Source organism: Puia dinghuensis, assembly GCF_014642875.1.
GTDB classification, from domain to species: domain Bacteria; phylum Bacteroidota; class Bacteroidia; order Chitinophagales; family Chitinophagaceae; genus Puia; species Puia dinghuensis.
Window position 1 is genome coordinate 264,697 of the sequence record NZ_BMJC01000004.1, and the last position, 11,604, is coordinate 276,300.

The following is an 11,604-nucleotide window of genomic DNA, read 5'->3' on the forward strand; positions in this document are numbered from 1 at the left end:
ATCCAATATCAAGATGAAGAAAGATTATTTGCACTACGATGTTCGTAAAGCCCGCATCTATAAGGACGTCTATCGCTCGTCTTCCAAACCTTCCCGCTTTTTCGGAACGCTTCTTTCGATCATCCTCCAGGGTCAGTCCCCGGTAGGAGGTGGTCTTTTGTATCGCCGGCGCCATTAATCCGCCGATACCAGGCCGCCACGGCTTATGAGGTGCTGGAAACAAGCCGCCAATATCGCTCCGCCACTAGTTTATCGGGAAATTGCCGCCACCATCGCGGAAGCCGCCACCGCCGCCGCCATCGCCCCGGAACCGTCCGGGGAAGAATCCCGGCATCCGCCGCTGATTCTGTCCTGCAAAATTGTTGAGATTCCAGGTGAAAGTAAGCATGGCATAGCGGCTCAGCACATTGGTACGGTTGTAGGTGACTGCGCCAAAGGTGCCCACTGACTTAGATACCGACGTATTCTTATTCAGCACATCGAATACCGTCAGCCTGATCTCCCCATTCTTCTTCTTGAACAATTGTTTGGCAATGCTGGGTGTCAGCAGGGGAATATGTGCCGTATAGGTGTTGGAAGCCGTATAGGCATATGTGTAGTCGAAAGTTGCCGCGATGAGCCAGCCGCTGTTGGTATAGGCCGTAAATTCTGTCGAAAGGGTTTCCGTAAAGGTATTGAGATTGGTGCTGCTGCTGACATTCCCCGCCTTGGCGGTATCACTGGTGGACTGTTGCGCCCCCGGGTTCTTATTGATGGTATAGCCCGTGGTGGAGCTGAAGTTCATGTCAAAGTTCTTCTTAATATTCGTCGTCCACCTGATGGTCTCGTTCAGCCCGGTATTCCGGGTATATTCATGCGCATATCTACCCGCTGCAGCCGAAAGGGAATCCTGCGCCAGCAGGCTCTGGCTCTGCGCATACGTGATATTGGTCATGAAATTCAGGTTCGACTTGGGATGCTTCAGCGGAAAGCCATAGTTGAAGAAGCCGCTGACATTATATGTCCCGTCCAGGTTCACATATTTGGTGTTCTGGCCGCCAAGAGCATTGCGGTACACCGCCGACTGGATATCGTTGACGATGGTGCTCGCATTCACCGTGGCAAAAATGACCCGCTGGGTGCCGGGGTTGAAATTGGCGTAAAGGATGCGCAAAGAATGCGTAAACTGCGGTTTCAACGCGGGGTTGCCGATCTGGAAGCTGATGCTGTCCGAAGTGGTCGTCAGGGGCTGCAGTTGGGACGCGCTGGGTGTGCCCGTCCTTCCCGCGTAATTCATGCGTAAATGCGACGTATTGGAAAACTGGTAGTTGAAATTTACCGTTGGGGTATAGTTGGTATAGCCGTGATCTACGGGTATGCCTTTCGTGGTATTGTAGCTGTCGAATTTGGTCCATTGGACGCCCGATCCTGCCGAAAAGTTGTACTTCGCATGTTGTATCCGCCAGTACAGGCCCACCTGGTCGGAATTCTGCGTGAACCTATAGGAGTTGCTGAACAGGTTGTCGAAGCGGTTATAGGCTTTCACGGAATCCACGAAGTCATAGGTGTCGTTGATGGTCGTGCTTCGAGTATAGACATGGGTATAGTTGAACTGGAGGATCTGGCTCTTGCTTAGTGGCTCGGTATACGACAGGGAAGGGGTCACCGTCCAGGAATGCAGGGAATCGAGATAGAACTGGTTGAGAGTGTCGGTGATATTCCGCCGGTAAATATTGTTGATCGAATAATTGTACCCATAGCCGTTATTGATATTGGCCGTTGCATTGACATCCAGGGAGATCGTCCGGTACGGTTTGGCGAACCGGTGGCGCAATTGCAGGTTCGTGCCGTTGATCTGGAACCCCGAATTAGTGCTGGAAGTATGGCCATTCGAACTGTTTATCGGGGTGAGGTGGTTGTCTGTCTCTTCGTTGAACGACGAGCCGCTCGGAGTGCTTTTCTGGAAAGTGACATTGGGCCGGAAAATAAGGGAGTTGTTACTGTCAAACCGGCTTTCGAGGTTGAGATAGACCCGGTGGCTCTGGATCCGGGAGATATTGTTGGAATTGCCGTTGGAAACAAAGGCGGAGTCGCTGGGATAGTTCGTGTGCACCGGCGAGATGGAGCTGTCGGTCTGTTGCACGGAGGTGTGCTGGAAATTGTAAAAATAGCTGCCGTAAAGGTCCGTCGAATGGTTGGGATTGGTTCCGAAGGTGTTCCGGTAGTTAGCGCCCCCTGCCCATACGGTAGTCACCCCCGTGGACTGCGGGCTCGTAGCAGCGCCAAAACCGCCGCCACCGCCCCTGCGACCACCGCCGCCACCCCCACCAAAAATATCCTGGGGAGAAAAGTTCTGTTTGTTGATATCATTGCCCTGGCCAAGAACAGAAACCTGCTGGTTGCCGTCAAACCGGTGCATATTTATGTTTTCGTCATAATCCTGATTGGTTCCGCCGCCGCCGGCCACTCTTCCAAAATAGCCATGGCGGCTGTTCTTCTTGGTGACGATGTTGATGGTCTTGACGCGATTGCCATCGTCAAACCCGGTGAACTTGCTCTGATCGCTGAGGTCGTCGAACACCTGTATCTTGTCGATGATATCGGGGGGCAGGTTGCGGGTCGCTAATTTGGGGTCGTCGCTAAAGAACCGTTTGCCGTCGACAAGGACACGCTGTACGGTCTCGCCATGGGCCGTGATATTTCCGCTGTTGTCGACCGTCACGCCCGGCAGTTTCTTCAGGAGGTCTTCTGCCACCGCATTTGGTTTTACGGCAAACGAGCCCGCGTTATATTCCACCGTGTCTTTTTTGATCCCCATCGGGGGCCGTTGGATGATCACTTCGGCCAGCATCTTATCGGCGTGTCGCATATACAGGGTGGAAAAATCGACGACGGACGAGGTATCGGAGATGGAGAATCGCTTTGCGATGTGCTGATAGCCTTCATAGGTGATAAGCAGGCGATACTGACCTGCCCGGAGGCCTTTCATCTGGAAGGCGCCGCCCTTCCCGGAGACCGTATATTCCGCGTCCGTAGAGTCGCCGGCCAGCGGAGTCACCGAAATGGTGGCGTTGACCAGCGGCTGTTTGCCATCCGTCGTGTCCATCAGGACTCCCTTTACCGTGCCACGGATATTGGATTGTGAGAATGAGGGAGTTGCAAGGAAAAAGGCGCCTGTCAATAAGAAAAGGGCAAATTTTTTCATAGCCGGTCAATTGATTTCCATCAACAAATAGTCCCCTAAAATAACTATCCTCCGGGGGAGGGCATACGGCTCCCGGTACCAGTGGCAAAAAGAGATGCCGGTAGGGTCAACTGAGCGCCAGAGGCGCGCCCAAAATCGGCGAATGGGTTTGCGCCGACCGGCTAATGATTGGCCTTCGGCCGGCGTTGCTCCGGACCGCCTGGCGGCGGCCGGCTTTAGGAGAATAAATACTCCACGTCGGCGCGCGTAAGGCTCTTTACGAACCCGTCGTCATCGGCGATGAGATCCTTTGCCAGGATGCGCTTCTTCTCCTGTAATTGCAGGATCTTATCCTCGATGGTATCCTTACAGATCATCCGGTAGGCGAAGATGTTCTTGGTCTGCCCGATACGGTGAGTCCGGTCGATAGCCTGTTGTTCCACGGCGGGGTTCCACCAGGGGTCAACGATATAGACATAATCGGCCGCCGTCAGGTTGAGACCCACGCCCCCCGCTTTCAGGGATATGAGGAAGACCCGGCAGGAATCATCGTTCTGGAAGCTTTGGATGGCCCGTTCCCTCTCCTGGGCAGTAGTACTTCCGTCAAAATATTCGAATTTGACATCCAGCTCTTTCAGTCTTTCCCGGATGAGGGCAAGCATCCCCAGGAACTGGGAAAAGATCAGGGCCTTGTGATCCCCGATGTTCTCCGTTATTTCCCTGGCGAGTTCGTCGAGCTTTATGGAGTGATTGGGATATTTGTCGGTTTCGTTGAGAATAGCAGGTGAGTCGCATATCTGGCGCAGCTTCATCAAACCTTGGAGAATAGTAAGCTGGCTCCGCTGGATACCCTGCGTTTCTATCGTACCGAGGATCTTATCCCTGTAGTCGTTGCGATAGGCCTCATACACCTTCCGCTGTTCGTCTTCCATCTCACAGAAAAGGATGGTTTCCGTCTTTTCGGGCAGGTCTTTCGCCACCTGTTCCTTTGTCCGCCGGAGAATGAAGGGATATAGCAGTTTCCGGAGATGTTCCTTGCGGTCTTGTTCGCCGAATTTGTCGATGGGCACGGCAAATTCCTGGCGGAAGAACTCCAGGCTTCCCAGCATTCCCGGGTTGAGGAAGTTCATCTGGGCGAAAATATCAAAGGTGTTGTTTTGCAAGGGGGTACCGCTCATGCAAAGCCGGTGGCGGGCCTGCAGCAGACAAGCGGCCTTGGTGACCTTGCTGCCGGGATTCTTGATAGCCTGCGATTCATCCAGTACGGTATAATCGAAGTTCAATTCCAGCAGCAGCTTGATATCGCTGCGCAGCGTGCCATAGGTGGTGATGATGATATTGTACTGGGAAAGAACGTCCTTGCTGCGTGTCCGGTCGCCGCCATGATGAATATGATAGGTAAGCGCCGGAGAGAATTTCCTGATCTCATTCTCCCAGTTGAACATCAGGGTTGTGGGACAGACGACCAGCGCGAGCAGCTTGCCGTGTTCATCCCGGTAATGATGCAGGAAGGACAGGGCCTGGACAGTCTTACCGAGACCCATGTCATCGGCAAGGATACCGCCCCAGTTGACTTCGTGGAGATAGTTGAGCCAATGGAATCCATGCATCTGGTAGGGACGCAGGATAGGTTCCAGGTGAGCGGGCACCGGTATCTCCCGGATGCGGTTGAATTCCCGCAGCTGCTCGTATTTCTCTTCCAGCCGGATGATCAGCTCTTCTTCGTTGCGGTTCTCATACAGCTCGTCGATGACACTCATGTGGTATTTCGACAACCGCAGCTGGTTGCTCTTTCCTTCGCCGACCCGGAAAAGAAGAGAGTATTTCTTGATCCATTCTTCCGGCAGCACCCCGAGAGTGCCATCATGCAGGGGAACGAACTGTTGACGGTTGCCAAGCGCTTTCTTCACGTCGGCGATGGTCACCTTCTGGTCGCCGAACACAATGTCCACGCGTGCATCGAACCAATCGGTATTACTGCTGATATGGATCTTGGTCTGGGGTTTGGCCGTGTTGAATCGGAAATTCTTCAGGGCTTCAAATCCATACACCGGAATCTTCATCTCTTCCATGGCGTCTACGAAGAGGAAGAACCAGTTGTTCTTGAGCACATCCGCGCCTTTCAGGGCCAGGCTATGCGAGCCTTCGGGATGGATGAATTGGGAATGAAGGGATTCCAGCTTACGGAAGAACTGCCACTCGGCCTCCCGGTTACGATGGACGATAAGCACCTGGTCGCCATCGGGAACGACGATCTCGTCCTTGCCGCCGGGCCGGGTCTCATATCCTTTATAAGAATAGAGGGGCTGGAACACCAGGTAATCCCCTTTTTCCTGCAGTAGTAATTTCCGTTCGGGGTCGCCATCCTTTACTTCCCGGATGAGCCCGTTGTCGAAATCCACCTGATAATCCTTTGTCAGCGGCAGAACAAAATCCCGCAGCTGTTGGGGCCATTCTTCCTTGTTGAAGATACGGCTGTCGCGACCGCTGAATTTCTCCACCAGGGGGATGTCTTCCGGTCTGTTCCACAGGTAGATGTTATTATTGTAGAAAAAGACCAGGGGGCTATGGCATTCGTTGCGCGAAAGGTCTACCGCTTGCCCGTTGATCTTTACAAAACAGCTGAGCTCGTAGCCGTCTTCCCGGGCGGCGACATGGAAGAAGGGGGTCACCGCATCTGCCGAGAGCCCCACCGGCTGGAGGTTGATCGTCTTGAAAGCCTTATGCCCGTTGAGATAAAAGACAAAGGGACTGGCGGTTAGCTCCACGAATAATTTCTTGAGTTTGGGATGGAGGTATTCCACCATCAGTTTTTTGGTCTCTTCCGGGAGATCGTCCTCTTCATGATGGATGATATTTTCCCAGATGCCGCTGAATGGTGAATTGCGGTTGAGGTATTTATTGATCTCCGGACCCTGCATCTTACGCAGGGAGGGGATGAGCTGACGGTCGAATTCGATGAAGGGGTCGCTATTGATAAACTTGGAGAGATCGACCCTTTCGACCTTTCCGGTATAGGCGGTCTGTTCTTCATTGCTTTCCCCTGCCACCGCATCCAGGATAAATCCGGGAAAGTTCTCCTGGTTGAAATTGAACACCACGCCAATCCGTTGGGCATTGATGGTCGCCTTTTCTTCTTCGGATAGCAGCGCAACGGGCGCTTCGGCTTCTACGGGCCGGGGCCGGCTACTGGCAACTGGTGCAACGCGTTTTATCGTAGTGTCCAGCACCCGCAGAAAAGGCTTTCCATCCTTATAGGTAAACTCGAATTTCCCTTTGAGATCGTCGGACAGGGAATAGCCATAGGCTTCGAGCAATTTATTCTTTTCCTTATCCCAGTTGCGGATGCTATCGAAATAATAGGCGCCATGGACATGCAGCAACTGCAGGAAGACGATCACCTTTGGAAGGGAAAGGGGATGGACAATATCGGGGTAGTCGCTGCTGGTGTCGAAATTACGTTCTTCATTCTTCCGGAGGACGACCTGGTAAACCTGGCCGTCGATCTCGACGGAAGCCTTTACTACTTCATCTTTTGCATATTCTATCTGAGCCCGCTGGGTCCGCAGGTATTTTTCAGCCTCCTGCAGGGTCTGCGGGCTGCAAAGCAGGCGAATGCTCTTCAGGTCGATGAATTTCATTTTCACAACCGTGTGACGCTGATCGTACTGTACTTCTTCGGCCTTCAACATATTCCTGTCCAGCAGCTCTTGCAGTTGAATAAGAGCGCCGGCCTCGTGACGGCAGATATCACCAAGGTTGTACGGACAGCTACAGCGGATGGAAAGGGTTTTTGCATCCTTGAACTTCTGTACGTACACTTTGTAATACGTTGTATAGCTGTCGTCCTTTACCCGGAATGTGACAGACTCGAATAATTCGTCGTATTCGATCAGTTCAACATAACCAATAGCGTGGATCTTTTTTCCCCGTCGAATTACTTCATCGGTGCCATTGGTGTAGACATACTTAATAAGGTGCGGTAACGCCATATGCTTTTTTAACAAATCCCTTTTCCGCGGCCGGTGCAGTTTCCGGGCCGTTGCGGAAAGGCCAATCTGCAAAACTAAAGGAAAAAAGGTGAGTGTAGAAAATAAATCCATCTTACCTTTGGAAGGCCCACAACCCAGATTTACGTTGTACCACAGATCGTTATGTTAAACCGGCTTATATGATCTCCCGTATTAAATTTTTAACACCTATCCTTATCCTTTCCTGGCTGACCCTCTCCTCTTCCGCACAAAAGCTCAAAAAGACCGATAAGACCACGCTGACCAATCTGGAAGCTCATATCCATTATCTTGCCGACCCCCGGTTGGAAGGCAGGCGGACAGGGACTCCGGGGGAAAAGGCGGCAAGTGATTATATCGCCAGTGCATTGTCCCAGGCTGGGGTGCAGCCCAAAGGGGAAAATAATGGCTGGTTACAGACCTTTCCCATCGACCAGGGCCGGGACGTTAGCCGGGATGCCTATCTGGTGGTCAACGATCGGCCGCTCTTGTTGGAAAAGGAGTATTTCCCATTGAGTTTCAGCGCCGTAGCCACTGTTACCGGATCCCCGGCCATCGCCCTGCAGGAGAGTGGCGTACCCTGGTTTCTCGATCTCCGGGAAATGTTGGAAGGAGCAGCCGGCAATCCGCATTTCGATCTCGCCGAGGCCATCCGCACCAAGGCAGAGGCTTGCGCGAAAAAAGGCGCTACGGCCCTCCTGCTGTACAACTCTTCCCATATTGCAGACAACCTTGCTTTTAACCCGCATGAAAAGCCGGAACCTATCGCCATCCCGGTGGTCTATATCACCCGGGAGGCCAAACGAAAATACCTGAAGGACGAATCCGCCTCCGTGGATATCAGGGTTAAGGTCGCTTTTTCTGAAAAAAAACGGACGGGTCATAATGTGGTTGGTTTTTTGAACAATGGCGCCCCTGCCACCGTAGTGATCGGAGCGCATTACGACCACCTGGGTCATGGAGAGGACGGCAACACGATTTATCAGGGGAAGGACAGCGTCACGTATAATGGCGCCGACGACAATGCCAGTGGAGTAGCCGGGATGATCGAACTGGCGCGGATGCTGGCTGGCTCGAAGCTAAAAGCCAACAACTATCTCTTTGTAGCCTTTTCGGGAGAAGAGCAGGGGTTATTCGGGTCCAAATACCTGGTGGAGCACTCGCCTGTCGATGTGAAAAAGGTGAATTATATGATCAACCTGGATATGATCGGGCGGTTGAATGACAGCTCTCATGCGCTGACCCTGGGTGGTTTTGGTACTTCGCCGGCATGGGGAGAAATTTGCAACACGTTGAAAGATAAAAAGGAGTTCGCCCTTCACCTGGACAGCAGCGGCACTGGTCCCAGCGATCACACTTCTTTTTATCTAAAGGATATCCCCGTACTGTTCTTCTTTACGGGTGTCCATAGCGATTATCATAAGCCCAGCGACGTTTCTGACAAGATCAATTATACCGGTGAATTGGAGGTGGTAAAATTCATATACGACTTCATAGCGGCCGCCAATACGCGGGGGCGGTTTGCCTTCACCAAAACGAGGGAGACCTTGCCGGGCAATATTCCGCATTTCAGCGTGACCCTGGGTATTTTGCCGGATTATTCTTTCAGCGGTAGCGGGGTGAGAGCCGATGGGGTCAGCGAGGGCCGGCCGGCGGAGAAAGCGGGTATGAAGCCGGGTGATGTCATCGTGCAGTTGGGCAGCTATCCCGTTACTACGCTGGAGAATTATATGGAGGCGCTGGGAAAGTTTAAAAAAGGAGATACGACAACAGTGCGGTTCAAACGTGGCGCTGAGACGCATGAGTCGCCTGTGCAGTTCTGATGTTTTAGGCTTCGGCCCGACGAAGTTCGGTGGTCCGGCAAAAAGCAAGCGATATGAAGCTAAAGTTGAACGTTGAGGATATGACAGGGGAGTTCTTCGAGGACACCCGGCTGCTGGGCATCGTAGCGCCGATAAAGGACTATCAGTTCTGCTGGCAGCTGAATAACCGGCTGCGTTTCGACTTCCGCAAAAACAATGACATCGAGATCCAGCTCAGCAAGAAGAACCGAAGGTATTTTTTTGGTGTCTATGAATACCGGGAGAAGGGCATCTCCCAGGAACATTTCCTGTACAATAACCAATTCGACGGCGAATACCTGCTGCCGGAGTTCAAGCATTTAGATTTTCTGTGGTTGCTGAAGGGTGATGTGGTGACCGACGAGAAGCTCGCGCAATTAATGGGTTGTATCCGCACCGTGCCGGGAGTGCAGCTGGTGATGGAGCTTGCGCACGATAAGATAAAGAATAAAGGACACTTAATCTTTTAGCCATGTGGGAAGAAAAAAACAACACGCTCTACCGGAAATTCCAGTTCAAGGATTTTTCGCATGCCTTTGCTTTCATGACGCGCGTCGCGCTCGAAGCGGAAAAGATGGACCATCATCCCAACTGGACAAACGTCTACAATACGGTAGAGATCAGTTTGTCCACGCATAGTGCGGGGGATATCGTCACGGAAAAGGACCGGAAACTAGCGGAAAAGATCGATCGGTTGTTGATGTGACAGCAACCTTTACCCATTCATGCTCGCCAGGAACTCCTCATTGCTCTTGGTGCCGCGCATCCGTTTCAGCAATTCATTCATGGCTTCTTCCGCGTTCATATCGTTGAGATAGACGCGCAACAGGTTCATCCGTTGCAGCACGTCCCTTTCCAGCAACAGGTCGTCGCGCCGGGTAGAAGAGGCGACCAGGTCGATGGCGGGATAGATGCGGCGGTTGGAGAGGCGCCGTTCGAGCTGCAATTCCATATTACCCGTACCCTTAAACTCTTCGAAGATGACTTCGTCCATTTTCGAGCCGGTGTCGATGAGGGCGGTGGCCAGGATGGTAAGCGAGCCGCCGTTCTCGATCTTGCGGGCGGCGCCGAAGAATTGTTTGGGCTTTTGCATGGCGTTTGCTTCCACGCCACCTGACAATACTTTGCCGGATGCCGGGGCAACGGTATTATGCGCACGGGCGAGACGGGTGATGGAGTCCAGCAGGATGATCACATCATGACCGCATTCTACCAGGCGTTTTGCCTTTTGGAGGGCGATGGTAGAGACTTTCACGTGTTTTTCAGCCGGTTCGTCAAACGTGGAGGCGATGACCTCGGCCTTTACGCTCCGTTCCATATCGGTGACTTCCTCGGGACGTTCGTCAACGAGAACGATCATGAGATAGCATTCGGGGTGGTTGGCGGCGACGGCGTTTGCCACGGCTTTCAGCAGCATGGTCTTACCCGTCTTGGGCTGGGCGACGATGAGTCCGCGCTGGCCCTTTCCGATGGGGGTGAAAAGATCGATGATGCGGGTGGAATAGTCGCTTGGCGTCGTAAAGAGATTCAGCTTTTCAAAAGGAAACAGCGGTGTCAGATAATCGAAGGGGACGCGGTCGCGCACTTCTTCGGGCCCCTTGTTGTTGATCGTTTCCACCTTCAACAAGGCAAAGTATTTTTCTCCTTCTTTCGGCGGCCGGACGCTGCCAAGGACAGTGTCACCGGTCTTCAGGCCGAAAAGCTTTATCTGGGAAGGGCTTACATAGATGTCATCGGGAGAAGAAAGATAGTTGTAGTCGCTGCTGCGCAGGAAGCCGTAGCCATCAGGCATCATTTCGAGCACGCCTTCGGCGGAGATGACGCCATCGAATTCGATGTTGAAGGCTTCGTTACGGCGCTGCGGGTAGGCTCTTCCGGCCAGTGAATCACCGCCGCGATTCTCACCGAGCATCGTCTCGGTATCCTGCTCGTCCGGCAATAAAGTGTCGTCCTGGTCGGGTTGCGATTCAGCGTTTTCCTGGGCCGGCTCTTCGCGGTGTTCTTCACGCCGGGGATGATGCATGGCTTCTTCCCTACGCTCTTCACGCCGGGGATGGTGGGCAGGCTCTTCACGACGGCCATGAGGATGAGCGGCAGGCTGGGCCTTGACCACGGGCGCCTTTGCGGGCGCGGCGGGTGCAGCCATTTCCTGAGGTTCTTCCTCTTTCTTACGCGCCGTTTTCTTCATCATCGGCTTTTCTTCTTTCTTGCGCGCGCCGTCTTTCTTTGCTTCTACTTTTTTCGGTTTATCTTCTCCGCTTTCAACGATGGCTTCTTCAGTGCTGTTGGCGGTGGTAGTCTTTATAATGCGTTTGCGTTTGGGTTTGTCATCGGCGGCGTCGACCTTTCCTTCACTGGCCGCAACCGCTTGTTTATCGAGGATTTTGTAAACGAGCTCCTGCTTGTCCAGCTTCTTGGCGCCAGTGATCTTTAGCTGCTCCGCAATGTCGAGGAGTTCTGGAACGAGCATGTCGTTCAATTGGAGGATATCGTACATAAAAAAACTTGAGAGTTGAACAGCATTCTCAAACAGAGACTGTCTTGCTGAAAATGTTTGAAATGAATTGATTAATTGTGAACAGGAAGAGTT

At 52.7% G+C, this 11,604-nt stretch carries 7 protein-coding genes; 4 read left to right on the plus strand and 3 right to left on the minus strand.

Going from position 1 to position 11,604, the window contains the following annotated elements:
- Positions 1 to 13 precede the first annotated feature (13 nt).
- Positions 14 to 178 (plus strand): hypothetical protein, encoded by a 165-nt coding sequence (locus IEY39_RS18960; RefSeq protein ID WP_188934501.1) that lies wholly within the window; start codon positions 14 to 16, stop codon positions 176 to 178.
- Positions 179 to 244: 66 nt separating this feature from the next.
- Here IEY39_RS18960 and IEY39_RS18965 read toward each other — a convergent pair whose 3' ends face one another.
- Complete coding sequence (locus IEY39_RS18965) at positions 245 to 3,184, minus strand: outer membrane beta-barrel protein (protein ID WP_188934503.1); 2,940 nt, start codon at positions 3,182 to 3,184, stop codon at positions 245 to 247.
- Positions 3,185 to 3,399: 215 nt separating this feature from the next.
- Positions 3,400 to 7,155, minus strand: a complete 3,756-nt coding sequence (locus tag IEY39_RS18970) for a DEAD/DEAH box helicase (protein WP_188934505.1) — start codon at positions 7,153 to 7,155, stop codon at positions 3,400 to 3,402.
- A 179-nt stretch (positions 7,156 to 7,334) separates the two neighbouring features.
- On the opposite strand from IEY39_RS18970, the gene IEY39_RS18975 reads away from it, so the two are divergent.
- Genes IEY39_RS18975 through IEY39_RS18985 form a run of 3 tightly spaced genes read left to right on the plus strand, consistent with a single transcriptional unit; the run spans position 7,335 to position 9,720 of the window.
- Positions 7,335 to 8,996, plus strand: a complete 1,662-nt coding sequence (locus IEY39_RS18975) for a M20/M25/M40 family metallo-hydrolase (RefSeq protein WP_188934507.1) — start codon at positions 7,335 to 7,337, stop codon at positions 8,994 to 8,996.
- A 53-nt stretch (positions 8,997 to 9,049) separates the two neighbouring features.
- Entirely contained in the window at positions 9,050 to 9,484 is a 435-nt protein-coding gene (locus IEY39_RS18980) for an IPExxxVDY family protein (protein WP_188934509.1), read from the plus strand.
- Between the two features lie 2 nt (positions 9,485 to 9,486).
- Entirely contained in the window at positions 9,487 to 9,720 is a 234-nt protein-coding gene (locus IEY39_RS18985; protein ID WP_188934511.1) for a 4a-hydroxytetrahydrobiopterin dehydratase, read from the plus strand.
- A gap of 9 nt (positions 9,721 to 9,729) precedes the next feature.
- Here IEY39_RS18985 and rho read toward each other — a convergent pair whose 3' ends face one another.
- Positions 9,730 to 11,511, minus strand: coding sequence for a transcription termination factor Rho (gene rho, locus IEY39_RS18990; protein ID WP_188934513.1), 1,782 nt, complete (start codon positions 11,509 to 11,511; stop codon positions 9,730 to 9,732).
- Between the last annotated feature and the right edge of the window lie 93 nt (positions 11,512 to 11,604).

Bases quoted from the DNA above. Each gene is read 5' to 3' on its own strand.
- IEY39_RS18970 (WP_188934505.1), bottom strand. From the start codon at position 7,155: ATGGCGTTACCGCACCTTATTAAGTATGTCTACACCAATGGCACCGAT.
- rho (WP_188934513.1), bottom strand. From the start codon at position 11,511: ATGTACGATATCCTCCAATTGAACGACATGCTCGTTCCAGAACTCCTC.
- IEY39_RS18980 (WP_188934509.1), top strand. From the start codon at position 9,050: ATGAAGCTAAAGTTGAACGTTGAGGATATGACAGGGGAGTTCTTCGAG.
- IEY39_RS18965 (WP_188934503.1), bottom strand. From the start codon at position 3,184: ATGAAAAAATTTGCCCTTTTCTTATTGACAGGCGCCTTTTTCCTTGCA.
- IEY39_RS18985 (WP_188934511.1), top strand. From the start codon at position 9,487: ATGTGGGAAGAAAAAAACAACACGCTCTACCGGAAATTCCAGTTCAAG.
- IEY39_RS18960 (WP_188934501.1), top strand. From the start codon at position 14: ATGAAGAAAGATTATTTGCACTACGATGTTCGTAAAGCCCGCATCTAT.
- IEY39_RS18975 (WP_188934507.1), top strand. From the start codon at position 7,335: ATGATCTCCCGTATTAAATTTTTAACACCTATCCTTATCCTTTCCTGG.